This window comes from Microbulbifer mixtoriginis (SeqCode), from assembly GCF_052466865.1.
Map to the genome: position 1 here is coordinate 2,058,549 of NZ_CP174293.1, position 19,328 is coordinate 2,077,876.

Annotated in this window: 18 protein-coding genes; 8 read left to right on the top strand and 10 right to left on the bottom strand. The window is 44.6% G+C overall.

Translation table 11 applies throughout. The features are described from left to right. Window positions 1–16 precede the first annotated feature (16 nt). Window positions 17–634 carry a LysE family translocator gene (locus ACJJJA_RS09575; protein WP_444885390.1) on the bottom strand — a complete coding sequence of 206 codons (618 nt, stop codon included), beginning with the start codon at window positions 632–634 and terminating at the stop codon, window positions 17–19. Beyond that, window positions 634–1,239: a DUF924 family protein gene (locus tag ACJJJA_RS09580; protein ID WP_444904414.1), complete on the bottom strand. Its 606-nt coding sequence runs from the start codon at window positions 1,237–1,239 to the stop codon at window positions 634–636. Before ACJJJA_RS09580 ends, ACJJJA_RS09575 begins: the two co-directional genes overlap by 1 nt. Window positions 1,240–1,416: 177 nt before the next feature. On the opposite strand from ACJJJA_RS09580, the gene ACJJJA_RS09585 reads away from it, so the two are divergent. The 4 genes from ACJJJA_RS09585 to ACJJJA_RS09600 all read left to right on the top strand — a co-directional run bounded on the left by ACJJJA_RS09585 (window position 1,417) and on the right by ACJJJA_RS09600 (window position 3,502). Further along, window positions 1,417–1,704: a hypothetical protein gene (locus tag ACJJJA_RS09585; RefSeq protein WP_444898546.1), complete on the top strand. Its 288-nt coding sequence runs from the start codon at window positions 1,417–1,419 to the stop codon at window positions 1,702–1,704. Window positions 1,705–1,769: 65 nt separating this feature from the next. After that, the gene (locus ACJJJA_RS09590; RefSeq protein ID WP_444904415.1) at window positions 1,770–2,570 is read left to right on the top strand and encodes a DUF6249 domain-containing protein; all 801 of its coding nucleotides are present in this window, start codon (window positions 1,770–1,772) and stop codon (window positions 2,568–2,570) included. A 10-nt stretch (window positions 2,571–2,580) separates the two neighbouring features. Then, window positions 2,581–3,135, top strand: a complete 555-nt coding sequence (locus tag ACJJJA_RS09595; RefSeq protein WP_252085422.1) for a sigma-70 family RNA polymerase sigma factor — start codon at window positions 2,581–2,583, stop codon at window positions 3,133–3,135. After that, window positions 3,128–3,502, top strand: coding sequence for a hypothetical protein (locus ACJJJA_RS09600; protein ID WP_252085423.1), 375 nt, complete (start codon window positions 3,128–3,130; stop codon window positions 3,500–3,502). The genes ACJJJA_RS09595 and ACJJJA_RS09600 overlap by 8 nt, the downstream gene beginning before the upstream one ends. Before the next feature lie 841 nt (window positions 3,503–4,343). Here the strand turns inward: ACJJJA_RS09600 and ACJJJA_RS09605 are convergent. From ACJJJA_RS09605 to ACJJJA_RS09630, 6 genes are all read right to left on the bottom strand, one after another. Then, window positions 4,344–5,498, bottom strand: a complete 1,155-nt coding sequence (locus ACJJJA_RS09605; protein ID WP_444904416.1) for a serine hydrolase domain-containing protein — start codon at window positions 5,496–5,498, stop codon at window positions 4,344–4,346. Window positions 5,499–6,023: 525 nt separating this feature from the next. Further along, on the bottom strand, window positions 6,024–7,049 hold the full coding sequence (locus ACJJJA_RS09610) for a hypothetical protein (protein WP_444904417.1): 1,026 nt from the start codon (window positions 7,047–7,049) through the stop codon (window positions 6,024–6,026). Continuing rightward, window positions 7,046–7,747 carry an OmpA/MotB family protein gene (locus ACJJJA_RS09615; RefSeq protein ID WP_444898541.1) on the bottom strand — a complete coding sequence of 234 codons (702 nt, stop codon included), beginning with the start codon at window positions 7,745–7,747 and terminating at the stop codon, window positions 7,046–7,048. The genes ACJJJA_RS09610 and ACJJJA_RS09615 overlap by 4 nt, the downstream gene beginning before the upstream one ends. Then, complete coding sequence (locus ACJJJA_RS09620) at window positions 7,740–9,050, bottom strand: MotA/TolQ/ExbB proton channel family protein (protein WP_444904418.1); 1,311 nt, start codon at window positions 9,048–9,050, stop codon at window positions 7,740–7,742. The genes ACJJJA_RS09615 and ACJJJA_RS09620 overlap by 8 nt, the downstream gene beginning before the upstream one ends. Continuing rightward, a complete protein-coding gene (locus ACJJJA_RS09625; protein ID WP_444904419.1) occupies window positions 9,050–10,282 on the bottom strand; it encodes a hypothetical protein in 1,233 nt (410 codons plus the stop codon). The genes ACJJJA_RS09620 and ACJJJA_RS09625 overlap by 1 nt, the downstream gene beginning before the upstream one ends. A 71-nt stretch (window positions 10,283–10,353) precedes the next feature. Then, the gene (locus ACJJJA_RS09630; RefSeq protein WP_252085430.1) at window positions 10,354–10,968 is read right to left on the bottom strand and encodes a bactofilin family protein; all 615 of its coding nucleotides are present in this window, start codon (window positions 10,966–10,968) and stop codon (window positions 10,354–10,356) included. Window positions 10,969–12,076: 1,108 nt separating this feature from the next. Here ACJJJA_RS09630 and ACJJJA_RS09635 point away from each other — a divergent pair. Then, window positions 12,077–12,742: a phytanoyl-CoA dioxygenase family protein gene (locus tag ACJJJA_RS09635; protein WP_444904420.1), complete on the top strand. Its 666-nt coding sequence runs from the start codon at window positions 12,077–12,079 to the stop codon at window positions 12,740–12,742. A gap of 288 nt (window positions 12,743–13,030) precedes the next feature. On the opposite strand, the gene ACJJJA_RS09640 is transcribed toward ACJJJA_RS09635, so the two are convergent. Beyond that, window positions 13,031–13,192: a hypothetical protein gene (locus tag ACJJJA_RS09640; RefSeq protein WP_444904421.1), complete on the bottom strand. Its 162-nt coding sequence runs from the start codon at window positions 13,190–13,192 to the stop codon at window positions 13,031–13,033. An 89-nt stretch (window positions 13,193–13,281) separates the two neighbouring features. Here ACJJJA_RS09640 and ACJJJA_RS09645 point away from each other — a divergent pair, with 89 nt between their 5' ends. Further along, window positions 13,282–14,286 carry a hypothetical protein gene (locus ACJJJA_RS09645; protein ID WP_444904422.1) on the top strand — a complete coding sequence of 335 codons (1,005 nt, stop codon included), beginning with the start codon at window positions 13,282–13,284 and terminating at the stop codon, window positions 14,284–14,286. 186 nt (window positions 14,287–14,472) lie between these two features. On the opposite strand, the gene ACJJJA_RS09650 is transcribed toward ACJJJA_RS09645, so the two are convergent. Then, on the bottom strand, window positions 14,473–14,916 hold the full coding sequence (locus ACJJJA_RS09650; RefSeq protein ID WP_444890698.1) for a CopD family protein: 444 nt from the start codon (window positions 14,914–14,916) through the stop codon (window positions 14,473–14,475). A 650-nt stretch (window positions 14,917–15,566) separates the two neighbouring features. Here ACJJJA_RS09650 and ACJJJA_RS09655 point away from each other — a divergent pair. Then, complete coding sequence (locus ACJJJA_RS09655) at window positions 15,567–17,423, top strand: VCBS domain-containing protein (RefSeq protein ID WP_444904423.1); 1,857 nt, start codon at window positions 15,567–15,569, stop codon at window positions 17,421–17,423. Between the two features lie 291 nt (window positions 17,424–17,714). Further along, window positions 17,715–18,662, top strand: coding sequence for a DJ-1/PfpI family protein (locus tag ACJJJA_RS09660; protein ID WP_444904424.1), 948 nt, complete (start codon window positions 17,715–17,717; stop codon window positions 18,660–18,662). Window positions 18,663–19,328: the final 666 nt, after the last annotated feature.

The following is a 19,328-nucleotide window of genomic DNA, read 5'->3' on the forward strand; positions in this document are numbered from 1 at the left end:
GCTTAGGTCCTACCCACTAAATAGTGAATACCAAACGTGCGGCCAAGCCAATCAGGAGCAGACCAAACAGCTGCTGGATGCGGTGGCCGAGGTGCTTGCTAACCAGTTGACGTTTGCGGCTGGCATGAACTGCCAGGGCAACGATGCAATACCAGAGTGTATCGACTCCTGAAACCATGGCAGCCATTCCGAGCTTGGTTGTGAGAGCCTGCTGCTCAGATACGAACTGGCTGAATAGGGCAGTAAAGAATACCGCGATTTTGGGATTAAAGAAGGCCACCCCGAAACCTTGTACGATCGAGCGGCGAACACTCATGTGGGGGGCTTCCAACTGGGTCGTTCCCGAGCCGGGAGCCGGGGCTCGGAAGGCCTTCCAGCCCAGGTATACCAACATGGCTGCACCGGCCCATTGCAGAATACTGAATAGTAGTGGAGAGCTGGTAATCAGTACTGCGAGGCCAAAGGCTGTCAGCGCAGCGTAAACGGCAACGCCCGCGCCGTGCGCAATGGCGCTGGCGAGGCCCTGCCGAAGACCGGAGGCGGAACAGCGCATTACGATAAGCAGGCTAGGGCCTGGTGACATTGCGCCTAGGGCACAGATTCCTGCAAGTGATAACCATCCGAGTAAATCCATTATTTAAAGCCGCCCCCTTGTGCCAGCCAGTGCTTTTCTTCTTCAGTGGAATTGCGGCCTAAGGCCGCATTGCGATGCGGATAGCGGCCAAACTGCTCGATAATCGCCTGGTGGGCCAGGGCGTATCGATAGTGGGTGGCGAGATAAGGGGCGATGGACTCATCATCCCCGTACTGCTTCTGCAACTGGGCGAAGTATGCCACGGAGCGCTGTTGGATAGCGGAGTTTTCACTGTGCTCAAGAGGCATGCCGACAAAAATCTGCTGAAACAGCCCAAGTTTTTGCTCATCTGCCCTCTGTAGAATCGACTCGGTGATATCGAGAGCCAGTGGGTCCCCCTTAAAGGCCAGAGAGTTACCGCGGTGGATATTGCGGGCGAATTGATCGCATAACAGCAACAGGGCCAGCTCGCCCTCCAGACTTTGGCGCCAGTGATCCAGCTTTCCCTCAAGGGCCAAATTGGTGATCTCGGTAAAGTCTTCAGCCATTTGTTCGTCCAGCTTTGAGTCTGCCGAAAACCACCGCTTCTGCCGTTCAGGTGTAGGGCGGTAATTTAAAGCGGGATCACCAAACCAAAAGATCAGTATTTCCTTAATACCGGTCATCTACGCGCTCCCCAATGGTTACAGGCCGATTATTGCGACTTTTGTACTTATTGGTCCAGTAGCCATAGGAAGAAGTCCTCTCACAAAATGTTTAAAAAAATATTTTTGCGCCTGCATCCAAAATCAATTCTGGCTCCGTCATAGAGGTGTACAAGGAAAAGCGATCTGGAGGTCACAATGTTTACTGCGGGATCATTTAAGAAGGTACAATTTTGCGCCGTACTGATTTTGGCGCTTGGCGGCATGCAGGCCGGAGCGGCGGAGCTGGGATTCTCGGTGGATGATATTCATCGTCAGCTCACTGAGAAAACAGACCAGCACTTTATGCAAAAGCTCAATGAATGTAAGTCAGGCAGTGAGGTTGAAGGCAGCGGGCTTCCCTACCCGGTGCGGATTGCCGAGGAGAGAGCTCCCCAAGGCGCCACCCCCGGACCTTACAGCCGAGGCCGCATAACAGTGATGTAGCGTGCAGGGCTTCCCCGGGCCGACGGTTAAACAGTACAAGAAAGACAACGATTAGAGAGTAACTAATGAGAGCGAGAAATTCACAATCCCTGCGGGTAGCTACCTACTGGTTGGCGGCGCTGGCAGCTACTTTTGCCGCGATGGGCAGCTGGGCACAGGATGACAGCAGCACAATACCCAACCCGCCAAAGCCGCCGGCAATGGAAAGTGAGGCATCTAAGCCAGATACGCGTGTACGCATCATGCGTGATGAGGAGGGTGTGCTCACCATCAAAACCCAGGGAGAGGACGGCGAGCGCAGTGAGGTCCAGGTGGACTTGGGAGCTGAGTTCGGAGGCCCTCTGAGCCAGCGCATTATCGAGAAACTGGAGCGCAAGGGGATTCTCGATGAGCGGGGACAGGTGGCTGAAGAGGCTCTAGATAGTGTGCCAGACAATGTGCAGATTGGCCTGTCAAAAAAATATGACTCTTCACATGAGGGCTGGGAAGAGTCTCAATCAGATTCTGGTTTCCACCAAGTGGTGACTTTACCAATTCTGGCCTTACTTTGTGTGTTCGGCATGCCGGTGTTGATCGTGTGGCTGGTAACTCGCAATAGCTACAGGAAGAAACAGCTGGTGATGGAAAATATCAATAACATGGTGGCTGATGGTCGGGATGTGCCGCCTGAGATGTTGGATATGCTGGAAGATAGCAGCCCTAAGAATACTGGGGACAGAGGGATTACTCTAATCGCAGTGGGTGCTGCAGTGTTTATCTGGCTCACTTCCCTTGCAGGATTTGGGGTAGGTAGTCTGGGCTTGATCCCACTGTTTATCGGCCTGGCCCGCTTTATCAACTGGAAGCTCGATACTAAGCAGGCGTAGGGACCGAAATATGGACCTCAATGATGAGGATTTGATCAGGCGCACCGTCAAAGACGGGGACCAGCGGGCATATGCCCAGCTGGTGCGTCGCTATCAATCCCAGCTGCGATTCTCGCTCCGCAAGCTGTGTGATGGCGATCAGGGCCTGGCCGATGATATGGCGCAAGAGGCCTTTATTAAGGCCTATAAGGCGCTGCCGGCATTTCGGGGAGATGCCCGCTTTAGCACCTGGTTGTACCGGATCGCCTACAATCTCGTCATGAGCCACAAACGCAAGAACGCTCCAGAAGTGGATCAGGAGGCGGTCGATCGGGCCCAGGCGGAAGAGTCGGTTGAAGAGTCTCAGCGCCTGGGGATGGCCCGGGACCTGAACTCCGCAATGGACTCTTTAAGCGATGCCCAACGCCAGGCGATACACTTGTGTATGCAGCGGGGCTTCTCCCATGAGGAAGCGGCAAGTATTATGAAGTTGCCGCTAGGTACGGTAAAATCCCATGTCAACCGCGCGCGAGCAAAGCTACAGAGCTTGTTGCAGCCGTGGCGCGAGGAGGTGGTCAATGGTTAACTTTGAACAGCGCAACACAAAGGGTGGCGCCTTGGGCGATTTAACTATAGAGGGCAAAGACCCACAATTTGATGCTTGGCTGGCAGAGCAGCTGCAGTTCGATGAGCCCTACCTGGACGATGACGGTTTCTGCGAGAGCGTCATGGCAAAATTGCCAATGCCCTCCAAGAAGAACGAACGTCGCGCCAGTCGTGTTCAATACATCGCTGTGCTGGCGGCTTCGGGTATTGTTGCCTGGCAATTTCCTTTTGGCGAAGTGCTTAACGAAGCCGCGCGCCAGTCTATCAGTCTTTATAGTTTGGTTGGTGTGGGAATGCTTTCCTCGCTGGTAGTGATGGCCGGCGGTATCTTTGCCGCTCGTCGCTGATCATCTTGTAGCGGGGAAGCACACTACACAAAATCTGTGCCGCCTCTAATGATGCATTAGAGGCAGACTATTATGCCTTATACCCCCGGGCTTCTATGGGCTTGGAGATTCCTCTCTTCAAAAGCCCGATGTCTTTTATAACTTAATGCCCCGATTTACTGAGCAGCGCTAATGCATTCAGCATTGAGTTGACTTGAACGCTATATTTTCTAAGCACCTTGATTGGCTGGTGTGGAGTTATGGCGTTGCGCCACATGTCACGATTCTTCCAATTTGATAAAGCAGAAAGTCGCTCGAACAGTATCACGAACTTCCTTGCCATCGGGAAGAGTGCCACCACACTTAATATGGCAGTGGGCAAAGCCTGTTTAACGCCCAGCGGTAATATTCAATTCTTCTAATTCAAACAGTGATGGAGCCTTAAAAGGTGGCTGGCATGGATGAATTAGGTTGGAACTTGTGGCTCTTAAAAGGCGGCAAGCGAAAGCTATGATTTTTCTCTGAATGGAAATTCTAGATTACATCTTTAAGAATTCTCTCTATTGAAAGCTATAGCTTTATCAAGTTGCAGTGTATTTTTGAGTCTTTATATTTAAATAAATTGCTCAGTACTATGTATGATAAATAGGATTCTTGTGGCGGATGACGGTATGCGTTTTCCGTGAGATTATTCTGTCAGGAATATAATTGACTCGCTTTATTCGCAGAGCCATGGGCTTGGATCTTGGAGGCTGGCTCTGATAACTATCCGATACGCGCTGCTGACTTTAATTAATTATCAAGTATATATTCCAGCAGCCGCTGGATTGCGGGCTTGTCAAGACAAGTCCGCTTTTTAGGTTCACTCAAATTGTGTTAGGCGCTCCATAAGAACCTTGCGGATATCTTTCATTGATTTTTCTGCAGTATCACCAGCGGAGTTCATCGCGATTAGAAAAATTATGTTGTGCTTTGGCATGATACGTGCGTCAGTGAGCCAATAGCCGTTACTACCGGTGTGTGTAAGCAGCAATAACTCTGGATCGTACAATGCCCCCCAGCCCAGTGCGTAATGACCATTTACGGGTGAGTGTAGTTTGCGATAAGTTTCGGGCTTCAGTAATTTACCGCGGCCATGTACGCCATTGAGTTGGTCCTCTGCGAAGAGAATCCAATCTTTTAGAGAAATATTGATTGTGCCGGCGGGGCCGAGCGCTTGAGGATTATCACTTTGTATGTCAGCGGGATCGAGTGGTACGAGCTTGCCCCACCAGATTTTTTTATGACCACGCGGTTGGTCCAACTTTCCAGAGGATCCGGGCGCTGCAAATCCTGCATTCTTTATGCCAAGCGGAGTAAAGATCTGTTCCTTGATGAGATCCTCCCAAGTCTTGCCTGTTCGTGCCTCGGCGATGGCACCCGCGATAATGTAACCGAGATTGGAGTATTTAAATGAACCAGTTGCGGATGTAGGTGGCATTGCAAGGTAACTGCGTGCAACCGCAATACGTTGCGCCCGAATACTGGGTACTGACTCGATTAAATCTTCAAATTGAGGAAGTTCATTATTGTCGGTCAGAGGTGATAAACCTGCGGTATGACTGAGCAATTGCGTGATCGTAATGTTGCGGTAAGCGGGGTCCATATTTTTTGCGAAAGACGGAAAAGAATCAGCAAGTGTATCCTCAAATCGCATGATACCTTGCTCAACTAAGCGTGCGATCATTGTTGCAGTTAGCGCCTTGGTATTCGATCCAATATGCCAACGATCGTCGATAGTGACTGGTTCCATATGACCATGTGCACGAAAACCGTCTGCAGCTATAGCAGCAGTCTTGCCATCGATTTGAATCAGCGCGGCGACGGCAGGAAGATCGTTTTTGTCACGTGCTGTGGTAAGTGTCTGTTCGAGAAATTTCTGCAATGCTTCGTCCGCACGTACAGCAATGGTTACTGCTAAGAGTGCGATTGTAAGAAAAATCTTTGACAGAATTTTTGTGTGCCGACTATGCATCATGATAAACCTGTATTAAAAGTAACTTGAAAACTGAGTCAGATCTTAGTTACCGCTAAAAGTGGTACGAAATTTCGAGGGTATTGGCGTACTACTTCGATTTCCGACTGGATCGTTTTGTTTAAGTCCCTAAAGAGTATGTAATTGTGAGGGGGAAATCCTATGCAGAAAATTATTGGCGGTAATTTAAACCGTAATCATGATATTTATAACCTTCCAATACCAAGAAGCTGCTTTTGCAAAGCTTGTAAAAGAGGTTGAGAGTATAAATAGGATAAAAAGCATTTGATAGAGTGTCTTTTAAAAATAATATCAAATAATTTATTTAAGTCATGCGTTTATAAAATTATTGAAAATAGTAAGTTGTTGATGGTCTGCTATATCTAAATCAGATAAGCCGCAGTAGGAAATACCTGCGTGCAACTTTAAGAATCTTCTAGAATTTTTCTTATTGATAGATTTTGAGAGTGAGGAAGCCGGATGTTTGTAAAAGCCAGCTGCCCGAAGGCAGCACAATGAAGTAATTGCTCAGCCTAAGCCCAGTTCTTGCTCAATTTGGGCTTTGCGCCAAACGGAATAGTGAGAAGGCAGTTTCGCTTCTTTGGTGTTATCAGCAATGATGGCACGTTTCATACTGGGCCAGGATAAGACGGCTAAAATTTTCGGAGTGATCACCTGAAAGACTTTGGGCGGCCCCATCAGAGTTTTCAGTTTCTGGATCAGCGGAAGCCAAGAGGCGGGAACTACTTGCTCGGCGATTGCCCAGGATGCTTGGGGTTCACTACCCAACTGTTTGGTAAGGGATTCGTAGCGCAGGGTTGCTGCACGCAGCGCTGCTTGAGGGGGTGCCACTAATACAGTACGAGCTCTCCGCTCGGCGCAAAGAAGGCAAATTTCTCTGGGGAGACTACTGAGTTCAGCCAGCTTAGGGTTAATCGCCCAGCCGTTGGCATTAATATGGCACTGACAAATTGAGCAGGAATACCTCGGGGGTTCAGTGGTGAATAGTGCAGTCACTTTTTGTGGGCGTTCACCGTTGCGCCAGAAGAGTGGGTATTTTTCAAAAATTGCACCGGCAAAGTATCGTGCGTAAATTAACCAATCGATAGCGGTAACATTACCAAAGCGGTCTTTGTGCAGTAAATCTGGAATATCCAAACTATAAAGGTGGCGCAAGCAGTGCGGACAAGGCTTTAGGTTGTCTCGCGGAAAGGACTTTTGTACGGCGGCGAAGTCGCTGCTCGCCCAAAGAGGCCCTTGGTAATTACTTACTGAAGGGCATTTGGGAGAAATATGGACCTGCCCAAAAGAATCTTCCTGTGTTGAGGGTGAATACTCAAGACCAAATACAAATACTGGGATGCCCCGGTAGCGCCAACCGCAAGAAAGTATATCGAGGTCTGAATAGTCCAGCTGAATACCTAAACGAATGGCGCTCGCCAAGCTATTTCGACTCGGCTTGCAAATAGTTAAAGGCTTCTGTTCGGGATTGAGAAGATTTTGAGAGCTTTGCCTTTGACGCTTATGAATAGGCCGCAAGTCGGTTAGTTTCACAGGGCCTCCTCAAGAATCTGCAAAATGTGGCTTTCAGAGTCTCGCACTACTCGGAATGCAACGCGACGAGAGCGATCTGGATCCTCAATACCATTGTTATTGAGGACTGGGCGGGCGGATGAATAACCTACGGCTGCAACTTTTGCACGTACTAAAACTGCTTGATTTGGGGGTAGTAGCGAGTGGGCATATTGCATTACCGCCCGTGACCGCTGCTGAGAAAGACGCAAGTTATGAAAATACCCCTCCTCTGGCGCCGACTGCTCACCCCACTCAGAACTTGTGTGACCTTCAATTTGTATTGCAGCAATGGAATCCATATAGGGGGTCAGTGCAGCAATATAGCGGGGCACAAATGAGGACATAATTTCACGCGCATTGTCACTCAAAGTAAAATCCCCAGTCTTGAATAGCGCATCGCTATTGTTAAAAGAGATAGCTAGGGTCTGTTTATCCAGAGAGGCTCCCCAGCGAGTAAGGTCGCGGGAGAATTCCTGTTGCAAAGTTTGATAAATCGCCAGCTGTGTATCGCGATAGGACTCGGCAAGTTCTCGAATTTTGGCTCGTTCATCTATTAGGGAGCGCATCACGAAGACGGCAATACAGAGAAAGACCATCATTAGGCCGGCCATCATGTCAGATAGGCTGATCCATTGGCTTTCACTGGATTCACTGTTGGAGTGAGCGCTCTCAAACATGCTCCTCTCCGGCTGCCTGCTTCACTTGATTGTCAATTCTTTTCATTTGCTGGATTAACTGGCGAAAATCCCGTGAAAACTCACCGCTCAAGGTACCTAGGGCATCACCCATCGCAGCCATTACACTCTCAACTTCGCTATGTAAGCGTTGATCCAGTAACTCATACTGGCGCTTGATGCTTACGTCTGCATTGGTCAAATCACGAGTGATCACTTGGGATAATTCAGTAATCATCTGTTGATGGGTCTTGGCAATAAGCTGCGCAAGCTCAACCATTGATTCACGATGGCTGTTTGCAGTCTCTTGTATAATGTTGGAAAAGTGGTTGGGGTCGATATTATTTAGGACATCGGCAAGAGCAACGACCTTATTCGTCCTCTGTTCAAAGACTTTCGCCTGGGTTTCACTCAGGGAGATTAGATGTTGAACTTGAGTGCCTAACTGCTGATTCGCTTTTTCGATTCCCTGGGTAATCGACTCAAACTTGGGCGCGATATCCGGAATAGATTTTTGTAGTATTTCAATGGATACCTGCTGTTCATTAAGCATGACAGAGATTTGTTCGGAGTGAGTGCGCTGCTGTTCAACCAGCGAAGGAATAACGTTAAAGATTTTCGGTAATTCAGTAATACGTTGATGCAACTGCAGAAGATTCTCCTGTGCACCATTAATTTCAATCAGTAGAGATGTAGTTTGTTCACGGTATATTGCAGCAAGTTCGGCGTGTTGCTCATGCTGATCGATTAATGCTTGCAAGGCAGGGGATACGGCCTCCAGCTGCCGAATAAACTGCTGTAAGTTATCACCCATTTGTGCGTTCAGCCCCTGATTAAACTTCTCCACAACTGAAGTTAGTGACTGCAGAACCTCTTCACTAATACTGTGTTGAAACTTTGCCAAATCCTGGCGCTGGTGATTGATCGCTTGCAAAATATCATCTGCAGTGGCTTTGGCTGGCTGATCTTTGCTGAATATTTGGAAGATAGTGCGCAAGACCAATGAGAGGAAAAGGCCTAAGATGCTAGTCATAAAGGCGGTTTCCAGACCTTGCATAAGTTCTGAAATTGAGGTGTCGATATCAGCAAGGTCAAAACCATAGATACCAAGAATAATACCGATAAAGGTACCCAGAATTCCAAGAGCGGTCAGTAGAGAAGGCGTTTCTTTTACGAAGCGTGGAAACTTGCCAAATGGGTAAAGGGTCAAGGCTATAGTGCCAAGGGCAAGCATAACTATAAGAAAGGTGTCTGTTACCTGCTCAGGAGATAACTTAGTCAACCAGTGGTAGAAAAACTGGGTCATTATTGATCCTTTACAACTTTCTGCATTGTTATTTCGTGATAAAAGGGCCCGTTGGGTATTCTTCCAGTGCCCTGACTTAGAACTTTCATTTGTGGTAGTGCTTTCACTACATCGGTAATTGTGCGGAACTTTGCCTGCTTATTTCCAGCTGCTTGGATATAGGTTCCAACAAGGCCTGATGGCTGAATCTCGAAAACACCACAATTAACCGGAAGTCGCTCTTGCTTGAACAACAGAAAATGCATCACAGCGCCATTGTTGAGATACTGATATAGCGCATGCGTGATTAACTGAATTTGTTCAGTGGAAAAGAAATTCAGAAGATCCCAGAGTAAAATACAATCCAGGTTTTCAGGCAGGGTGGCCTGTCGTAATGCTGCCTGTACCGCGCTATCAAAGGGTACCTTGCGGCTACATTGCCAGAGAATTGCAGAATAGAGATCGGAAATAAATAGTTCACCCACTTCTCGCTGGAGGTGCTGCATATTCCTACCAGCTTTTTTCCCTACATCCAGAGCTTTACTGACGGGAGAGCGCTTGGCGTGCATTAATGCTTGATCAAGTGCTGTCAAAGGGATTTCGGTAAGGCTTGTTTGTCTAAAAGCGGAAATTGCAGCTGAGGTTCCCCCCGCACGTATAGCGTTTTGTGACTTTACATTACCGTATTCAAACATCAGCTCAATAAGGTCTTTACGCATGCCTTTTCTATGCAGGAGAGAGGAGCGCAGAGAAAAGTTACCCATGGTTTTCATCAGATTGAGCGAAGAGTATCGGTATGTAGGTAATGGCTCCGGCAGTGCTAGGGGGGATGAGTTAAAAGTGAAGCCGGACAAACGCTTGAAGTCAGCGGGGGCTTTAGGCATTGTGCCGGTGTACAGCATTGTGTGGAAGACAGTGCCAGCTTTTAAGTGAGGTCGGATTTCCTCAATTAATTGGGCAATAAGCTCGGGTTCCATAAAGTTGAACAGGTCCCAGCAGAGCACGACATCAAGTTTTACCCGTTGTGGCTTTCTGGTCAGGTGTTCAGTTAACTTTATAGTTCGTGTCTGCAGGTCAAATGAGTGGATTTCAAGTAGCAGGCTACGTAAATCCTCAATAAATGTCTGGCAGGACAGTTCCAAAAAGGTTTGTGTAGTGCCAAATGAGAGGCACCCCAAATCCATTACTTTACCACCTGGTTGAATCACCTCGTCCACCAAGGCGGCAATACCAAACGAATGATGCTGCAACATACTTTCACACCAAAAGCTAGAGCCCCGGCAATAGCCGGGGCTCGTATGGAGGATTAACTGAGGAAGTTAACTCAGCTCTCCACTGTTTCCTCTTCAGTCTCCTTGGTACCAAACAGATAGTCGCTGGTATCGGATAGACGGGATGAATCACTCGCAGTTGAGCTGCTAGAAGTGTAGGAGGAGTTGTTCTGGGAGCGGTTTGCTGGCTTGTCTTCCGTTGCCGGCAGATCTGGGTGCACCAATCGGTCTGAGAATTCCTTGTGGCGTTCTTTCATTTCGGAGTCGGTATCTACCATATCCATAGAGCCACGGAACTTACCACCGTCGTCGAGTTTGATTCGAGGGGCAATCAGATTGCCGTTTACCTGGGCAGTATTTCTGATCTCAATTAACTCATCGGCAAGTGCGTCGCCGTCCAGTGTGCCTTCAACAACAATATTTTTTGCATGGATGTTTGCAGTTACTGCGCCGCCGGTACCAACAGAAAGGTTGTGGCCAACCATAATTACTGTACCGTCTACGGTGCCTTCTACATGAAGATCTTCGGTGCCAATCAACTCACCGCGAAAATTGATACCCTCACCAAGCACTGATTTGGCGCCTGAATTCGAGAGAGATGATTGCTGTTCACCAGCGCTCATGCCTGCTAGAAAAGGTGTGGAGTCATTACTTTTGTCAGTGCTCATCTAAATAAATCTCTTCGTTGTGGAAAAAGTCAGCGTTAAAACTCTTGTAGCCAGGCCCTCGGCTGAAGTCTTATCCGTAAGCCAGGTAATACATTGAGTCGAAAAATTACGAAAGCTCAATGCGGGAACCGTAATCTCTCGATGGCAAAAGATATATGTTCATTTTTTCACAGAAACATGGATATCATTACGCAAATATTTTCTATTATTAAGCCATCTTTATCTCTTATCCATGCTCTTGGCATTGGAGAATTTGGCTGAATACACATTTCATTCAGCAAGAAAAAGTACGTACATATGGTTTCACCTGTACGTAAATCTCTGGTAGATTTTTCATACCTACTCTTAGTAGCTTCAACTTTTTCACAGGCGGTTTGTGCCAGGCTAGAAAATTAATTTAGGCCAGTATGGGAGCATGACAACAGTGAGCACACCAAGTAATTTACAAAACTGAACCCGCAACCTTTAACTGTACAAAAATAGTCCTACTACCTAATTCTAGTGACGATGAATTGCTGGGATTGCTCGACATAACGTCACATTCTTACTTTTACATTAAGGTGTAATTTGTAAGTAAATATTTACTTTTTGTTGTGGAGGGCATACTGCTTATTATCTGCTGATGGGTATTGAGTTCTACTGGGCATACATCAATATAGATTGAGTTGTTACTACCTTACAGCGCGAAAGCCACCGTAAAACGGCTCGGCAATCAATCAAGCTGACCTCGACTTGAATGGGCTGAATTTAGCACGGATTCCACGTTAAAAGTGTGACATAGAGCACTTTTTCCCAGCCCTGACCTGGCTTGCAGTTGCTTTGGTGTTCCAGGTGCAGCAGTGTCAGTGCCATATGCTATTAAGGAGTGTGTTGCTGGGTAGGTAATATGAAGCGTGGAACAATTCCTCATGTATTATGAGCTGACAAAGATGATCTTTTGAATCTAAACCACAAAATACGGATAGTGTCTATGCGTAAATGGGGAAAGCATAAATGAAAGTTTCCGGAAATAAAAATTCCAGCTAGAAAACACTTTCTGGTCGGTAATATTTCGCTCATTGGGTGCGCTGTACATAAAATCCGGACTCTTTTTTGTGGTTATTAAATAATGATCGATTTGGAAAAAGGTTATTCCTTAATTAATGGCATCTTTCCGGAAGGCCAGCTTGAGGTTCTTCAAAATGAGTTTGCAGATTTAAAGCTCGCTAAGCGGACGGGAGGTATACGCAATGTAGAGAAAAAGTATAGCTCTATAGCGGCCTTGGCTACATCGGACTTGATTGTAAATTTAGCGCAGAAGTACTTAATTCAGCGCCCTCGATTGGTAAGGGGTATCCTATTTGATAAAAATGAAAAATGTAACTGGCTTGTTACTTGGCATCAGGATAAGACTGTAGCGGTCTCTTCAAAATTTACTAAGTCTGGATGGGGCCCCTGGAGTGTTAAGGATGGCGCTCACCATGTGCAGCCTCCACTACATGTTCTTAAGCAAATGATTACGATCCGTATTCATCTGGATGATATTGATGCTAATAATGGCTGCTTAAAGCTTATTCCTGGCAGCCATCAACATGGAATTTTGAAGAAAGATGAAATATATCAATATGTTAAAGAGCATATTCCAGTTGCCTGTGAGGCAAAATCCGGTTCTGCACTAATTATGTATCCTCATATTCTTCATGCTTCAGATAGAGCTTTATTCCCTAGGCGTCGCAGAGTGATACACTTGGAATATAGTTGCTATGAGTTGCCAGCTGGGGTTACTTGGGCATAGTGCAACTAGATTCAGTTTTCAGTAATAATGTACGACTTAACGCCCATTACACTACCTTGCTATCAATTAAGATGTTCGTGCTGTATGTTACGATCGAAATTAAAGCATGAAAGGTCGTGTGGCGTTACCTGTCGGGGCGCGGTCCACTGCTTTTGCTTTCTTCTTGAGATTGGGTAAAAAATATAATTATTTACATAGTATTCAGATGTTCTGAGGGGTTGGTCGGCGATCATGTTCTCTTAAATAAGTCGATGATTTTTTAGTTGTCTTGGCTGATTTAAGGGCGCTTTAAGTGTTGGGAATTACTGTTGACTGCTTATCAATTTGTTGTTTAGGTCTTTCCTGTTGTTGTATTTTTTGTCTTGGATTTGATTTTTTCTTATTTGAAAATTTAAGATTTGTTTTTTTATTGGTTTCTCTATTTGGTGGCATTTCGTCTGTTAAAATCATCTGCGGTCAGATAAGGGGTTGGTTTATTTGATTGGATGGAGGGTTTTACCTTCTGAATATAAGAATGATCATATTGAAAATGGTGAAAAATGAATAATCAAATAATAAGGATTTTAGCTTGCTGGGTGTTTCTATTGGGCTCTATTCAGGCTAAGGCATTTGAGCCTAAATCAGATTTATCGGTGAGCTTGGAGCGTGTCCGCTACTGTCAAAACTTTTGGTGTACCCAGCAAGCTACTCAATCTGAGTATCTAGCTTGGGAGCAAGAAGGTGTCAGTAATACATATCAATTATACACTCAGATTGCAAGAGTACGGCAGCCAGAACGAGAAGATGTGCGAAATTTGGTATTTATTGCAGCTGGACAACAGCCTCCGGGATACGGTTCTGAAAGTGCGGTAACAGGCCAAGAGGATAACTTTAAAAGGAACTGTGGTATCTCAGAAAAATCCTGTTCCAGAAGCATAGATGGCCGCTCTCTTGCCCGGCAGGTTTTGGATTCAGAGTATTTTCCAGCAGATGACACCTTCTTTGCCGTAGCTTTTGATGCACAATTTAACTATATGGTGAATAGTGTTGAGAAATCTCGTATAGAAAGTGCCTACCTTAATTGGTTGAAGTCAAAAGCTTATGTATCAAACCTAGAAACCATCTACTTGGCGGGATCATCCAGAGGGGGTTGTTTATCAATGCGCTTGGCAAAGGCTCTGCGTAATGATCCGGACTTTCGTAGCATTCGAACTATTGTTCATAGTTTTGATGGAGTCTGTAAATGGGATCAGAATGAAATGGGAGTAACTTCTTCTTTTTTCCGTAACCCCGAAAACTCAACTTATTTGAGCTACTATACTGATCTCAATACTCAGTTCCCCTATAAAGACAATTTATACATCCGTCAACTGGCAGGCGGTGACGAAGTTATCGAATTTACAGGGGTGCACTCTTTTGTCTATGCAGCAGAAGATATCAATCTAGGTTGGTATGCTCAAAGTTGGGTCGATTTGGATCATATTACTATTGATCGAGATATGTACCCAGCTGTGAGAGATCAAACCGTGGTACCCTTTTTAAAGCATTTGGAAGAAGTTTTTTAATTCGTTACCTTGATTTTAATTAATCTAAAATTCAATATTTGCATGTCTAATTGATTGGGTGTGAGGGCTGCTGTTAAGCAGCCCTCATTAACTAGTTAAGCTTTTTTCTGTGGAGTTCTAATAAGTAAGTGATTAACTGTATTTACGCCGGGTAGTTGGTCAGTTGCTGAGCCAATAAATGATAGTTTAATATAGCCAGCCTGTTCTGAAGGAAATTCCTACGTATACGAATAGAACGGAGAGAAGTGTTACTGGAATTATATGATAAGCGAGAGCTTTTAGGTTTCTGGTTGAAAGATGCGGAATAATCCTGAGTCTTGCGTCAATAGCAAGAAGGAATGTACAGCCCAATATGATTAGCTTATATGAAATAAGTCTCGAAACCGGATTCGAGAAGTTAAACCACTGGGATATATCGGGCAAAAGATTGAAAGCTAGATAGATGCCAGAAATAATCTGTACAAGAAGGGCAGGGATGCCAATTTTTTCATAGCTGCTTTCGAACCTTGAGATAAATTCTATATCCTGACTTCTTAGGGCGGAAGGGAGGATTGTACATGCCAGCACCAGATGCCCCCCGGTCCAAATAGTTGCACCTAGCAAATGCAAAAAAAGTACTACCTCGTACATCTTTATTCCTTTTTGGATCCTTTTAAGCACTATATCTATAAATGTAATGGGTGCCCACTAATTTCTTAGGTTGGTAAGCTGAATATTGTTGACGTGTCACTTGTGAGATTGTTTCAATTAATATGAGATGGTGATTGATATAAATCAAGAGGACACACTGGATCAGATGGTATTAGTTTACTGCCTTCTAATTAAATAGTGCCGAGATCCTATGTCTTTTGTGCATTAGTACTTGAAAAATTCTCATCCCCACTCCACTCGATAATTACCTTAACCTGGCTCGGGTCCTTATCTATTGTCAGAGGTTCTTAATTTAATGCCAATAGATTTTTAAAGTTAAAAATGAAGTCGGTTTAAGCTCGATAAATACTTAAGCTTTTTAGTGGACCTGATCGGCCGGCAAAGATATGTGTTGCGGGGACTACTTACTGTAGGGCTACTTGTAGTGAGTCAAAACTAAGAAATCCTTACTTGGCTCTCAACAGTTGATAAATGATGCCTAAAAATGGAAAAAGTCAATTGTTCGCAATTTGGAAACTCCAGGTACTCAATATAGAAACAATAATGTTTAACCTAGTTCACAAAATAGAAAAAGAATGTTCTTATAATTTTGTTCCAAAATAAGTGTGATTGAATCTGTAGAGAACAATATGAACAAGCTCTCTAAGCTTCTTATGGTTACTGTTTTGTCCGTTTTCGTAATTGCCTGTAGCGGTGGTGGTTCTAGTGACAGCAAAAACAATAATCCAGAGGTAACTAACAATGGTGGTAATGCTGGGCCCAACCCAGGTCCAGGTCCAGGCTCAGATCCAGGCTCAGATCCAGGCTCAGATCCAGGCTCAGATCCAGGCTCAGATCCAGACCCAAACCATGGGGTCATTAGTGGTGGGGAAGGTTACGTTAGTGAAGATAATGTAAAGTCTGCTACTGGCATACTGACTGATAGTACAAACCCAAATAGAATTTTTGAGGAAGTTAATGAGTGGGGAAAATACGGTCGCCTGCAAGTTCTCTCAGATGGCATCTGGACATATACTTTGGATAGTAATCTTTCCGATCCACTAGGTGCTAATGAGCTTGCTACAGATGAGTTTTCAATTGCTGTGGGAGATGGAGATAACTTTACAGTGATTGTTATCGAAGTAACAGGTGCTGATGATGCCTATACTTTCGAACCAGACTCGCCCCTGGCGACATTAATTGTAGGGAGCAGGGAAAGTGCTAATGGCATTTTGTCGCTGCATGATGTGGATGGTAATACGCCGAGCTTTTCAGAGAAAAATATAGAAAGCACCTATGGTAATTTTAACATTAACAGTAGTGGTGATTGGGAATATATCCTTAATGATAAGGCGGATAGTATAAAAAGTGGTGACTCAGTAAAAGATACTATTAATTTCCAGTTGACAGATGGTGCTCAACAATCTGTTACATTTTCAATAGTAACTAAAGACCCCAATGGGTCTGGCTCTTTTGAGCTTTCACTGGATCAAAAACGGGCAATGCTCGATAGGCATAATCACTTTCGTCAGCGGTGTGCCAGTGGTCAATCTGGAGAAGGAGAAGGACCTAAAACTGCGGGAAATATGCAAACTCTTTTTTGGGATGATGCCTTGGCTAAGATGGCGAAGGAGCGGGCATCGGCCTGCTTCTATGGACATCTAGGCGACTCTGCAGGTATTAGGGATTCTTTTGATAAAGTAAAAAGTGAAGTATCTTTTGTGTTGCCCGAGGGATACGTTGAAATTGGTGAGAATGTAGCCATTTATTTTATCAACCCCCCAGCATCTCAATATGATGGCGAGCAATGGGCTGGAGCAGTTCAGGCTTGGTATGATGAGAGCTATGCTTATAATTGGGAGACTGGGCAATGTCACGATGACACCTGTGGGCACTGGGCTCAAGTTTGCTATGGGGAAACTCGTTATGTTGGATGTGCGGTTCAAGAGTGTGATAGGATCAATGGTGTTGATAATCCTGCATATAATGATGGCGCACATGTCGCAGTCTGTAATTATTTCCCCGCAGTCGATAAGTCTGTGTTGCCTTTTGTAGATAATTTTGGGTTTGAAAACTGCAGAACTTGCCTTAATTATGATATGCCTTTTTGTGCAGATAATATGTGCACTGGCGGAATATCAAAAAATTGGAATGCATCTGGTAAAACCGACAAAGATATTGATCAGTGTACAGATGGCTTAGGCAGAGATATTGTACCTTGCAAGTTTGGAGATCATCCGCCACCCGCAAAGGTTAGTGGCTTTAAATATAGGGTAGATGGAATGCAGGTGTTTCTCTCCTGGAATCACACTATTGAAAATGACGGTGTGCTCCATTACGAGTTATCCCGTGATGAAGAATTGCTTGTAAATACCCGGGAACCTTCATACAAAGATTCAGGATTAGAGTTGGGGAAAAACTACCGCTATAAAGTCATTGCGGTGGATCATTCTGGTAGAAAAAGCCAAGAGCCCGCCTTCCTTGATGTTACGATAAGTAATAATTAGGTGCTTTAAAAGCAGATTTTAAATACGACTAATGAGTTAATGAAAGGGAAATACGGGTATGTTCATCGAAAAGGCGATTATCGAAACTGCTGCTAATAAAGCATAATCAAACCGGCTGCCCCTAGTAAATTTGCACCCTAATATAGTGCTTGGTATGGATTTCCTAACTGCCAATAGCCTATTCTAGATAGGTGCAATTCGCTTTTGTGGGGCGCAACCTAAAATAAATAGGTTTTCTAACCTCAATAATAAATAGTTGGATTTTATTTTGAAAAAATATTATATATCTTCGTGGCTGTTCTTTTAAGTTTAAATGCCTATGCTAGCAATGGAAAAGTGCTTGTTGTCGTTTCAGCAGCTGACCATTTGACCCTAAGAAATGGTGGTGTAGTCGAATCTGGGTATTTTGTGAGTGAGCTATCAGAAACCTTGAGGCAGCTGGAAGCTAATGGATATGAATTTGATATTGCCACACCAAAAGGGAAAACTCCTGTAATTGATGGTTTTGGCTTGCAAATGTATTTTTATAAAGCATCAGTGGTATCAAATTGGCCTCAGTATGCTTTAAACCCTAAGATAAAAGCCGAGGAGGAGCGCTTAAAAGATATCGCTACAGCAATGAAATATTTCGGTAGGCTCAAGTTTGCTAATCGTTACGCAAATGACGAAGTATCTGCTTTTCTAGATGATGTTGAATACATAATGGAGCAGCAGCAACTTACTGAAAAACCTTTGCTCTCGCTGGAGTCATTGACACAATCAAAATCTTTAGAAAAATATGATGGAATCTATATCCCGGGAGGTCATGCGCCAAAAACAGATCTCCTGTTTAGCGAGGAGCTGGGTAGTATCTTAACATATTTCCATGAAACCCAAAAGCCGACTGCTATAATTTGCCATGCTCCGATAGTGTTGTTGACAGCAATGGAAGGTATCTATGAACCATTTATCCCCTTAAGTGAAGAACAAAAAAATAACTTCATTTACAAAGGATACAACATTACACTGGGTAACAAGTCTGAAGAGTTAATTCTTGAGAACTTTCTTTATTTAAAAGGCAGTCGCCTAGAGTATTACGTTGCAGAAAAAGCAAGAGAGGCTGGCCTTAAAGTAAGTAATTTTCGTGTACCCTCAATGTCGCAAGTAATCGAAGACAGAGAGCTGGTCACTGGAGCGAATCCGTCCTCGGTTTATTCTCTGGCGGATAAATTTATTTATAAGTTGCAAAAAAGGCAGTAGCTTAGCCAGTAAGCGCAGTTCATTAGCATAGGAGGAATCACGATGTACCTAAAGTGGAGTGATCTCCTTTAAAACGTTTCTGAGTAATTTCTTAACTTGAAGGTTACAGATGTTAAGCGCAACTCTTGTGGGTGGACATTGCCTAGCAAGACCTAATAACTGTAGCCTTCAAGACCTGTCCTCTGGGATAAGTCTGTCACATACAAGCCTGCCTGATTTCAAGAAAAATTATTTCTTTAGAAAGAGCTCATCCCGGCCGGAATTTCCTGAAATTGATTTACGACAGCTTGGTATTTTCTTTCTGTTCGGAAGCAGATAGTTTTTCGTATCATTATCATCCATTTAAGTATTATAAAAACCTACAAAGCCTCAAAGTTGCCGGGTTGCTAAGAAGTGATTCCTTTCGGTTATTTTATTAGATCTTAAATTTGAAACCTAGATAATAAGTCACTTTGTTATCCCCGCAATTCGAATTATAAGGCCCGAAGCTATTGTTTTGTAAATTTTGTAAAGGGCTGCGACCATTCCGATGACTACCATTTGCAGCCTTTGCGACCCGTAAAGACATTGCGGAATTATGAGCGGACCTCCTTAATCTTCAATCTTTCTAATGTCGCTTTTAATAAGTTTAATTCTATTTAATGGCACAAGTCTTCAGATGAATTC

What these genes read in the sequence shown, in the direction of transcription:
- ACJJJA_RS09615 (WP_444898541.1), bottom strand. Translation starts at nt 7,747, where the DNA reads ATGTTTGAGAGCGCTCACTCCAACAGTGAATCCAGTGAAAGCCAATGG.
- ACJJJA_RS09595 (WP_252085422.1), top strand. Translation starts at nt 2,581, where the DNA reads ATGGACCTCAATGATGAGGATTTGATCAGGCGCACCGTCAAAGACGGG.
- ACJJJA_RS09640 (WP_444904421.1), bottom strand. Translation starts at nt 13,192, where the DNA reads ATGATTTTAACAGACGAAATGCCACCAAATAGAGAAACCAATAAAAAA.
- ACJJJA_RS09625 (WP_444904419.1), bottom strand. Translation starts at nt 10,282, where the DNA reads ATGTTGCAGCATCATTCGTTTGGTATTGCCGCCTTGGTGGACGAGGTG.
- ACJJJA_RS09600 (WP_252085423.1), top strand. Translation starts at nt 3,128, where the DNA reads ATGGTTAACTTTGAACAGCGCAACACAAAGGGTGGCGCCTTGGGCGAT.
- ACJJJA_RS09580 (WP_444904414.1), bottom strand. Translation starts at nt 1,239, where the DNA reads ATGACCGGTATTAAGGAAATACTGATCTTTTGGTTTGGTGATCCCGCT.
- ACJJJA_RS09620 (WP_444904418.1), bottom strand. Translation starts at nt 9,050, where the DNA reads ATGACCCAGTTTTTCTACCACTGGTTGACTAAGTTATCTCCTGAGCAG.
- ACJJJA_RS09645 (WP_444904422.1), top strand. Translation starts at nt 13,282, where the DNA reads ATGAATAATCAAATAATAAGGATTTTAGCTTGCTGGGTGTTTCTATTG.
- ACJJJA_RS09635 (WP_444904420.1), top strand. Translation starts at nt 12,077, where the DNA reads ATGATCGATTTGGAAAAAGGTTATTCCTTAATTAATGGCATCTTTCCG.
- ACJJJA_RS09590 (WP_444904415.1), top strand. Translation starts at nt 1,770, where the DNA reads ATGAGAGCGAGAAATTCACAATCCCTGCGGGTAGCTACCTACTGGTTG.
- ACJJJA_RS09630 (WP_252085430.1), bottom strand. Translation starts at nt 10,968, where the DNA reads ATGAGCACTGACAAAAGTAATGACTCCACACCTTTTCTAGCAGGCATG.
- ACJJJA_RS09650 (WP_444890698.1), bottom strand. Translation starts at nt 14,916, where the DNA reads ATGTACGAGGTAGTACTTTTTTTGCATTTGCTAGGTGCAACTATTTGG.
- ACJJJA_RS09585 (WP_444898546.1), top strand. Translation starts at nt 1,417, where the DNA reads ATGTTTACTGCGGGATCATTTAAGAAGGTACAATTTTGCGCCGTACTG.
- ACJJJA_RS09655 (WP_444904423.1), top strand. Translation starts at nt 15,567, where the DNA reads ATGAACAAGCTCTCTAAGCTTCTTATGGTTACTGTTTTGTCCGTTTTC.
- ACJJJA_RS09575 (WP_444885390.1), bottom strand. Translation starts at nt 634, where the DNA reads ATGGATTTACTCGGATGGTTATCACTTGCAGGAATCTGTGCCCTAGGC.
- ACJJJA_RS09605 (WP_444904416.1), bottom strand. Translation starts at nt 5,498, where the DNA reads ATGATGCATAGTCGGCACACAAAAATTCTGTCAAAGATTTTTCTTACA.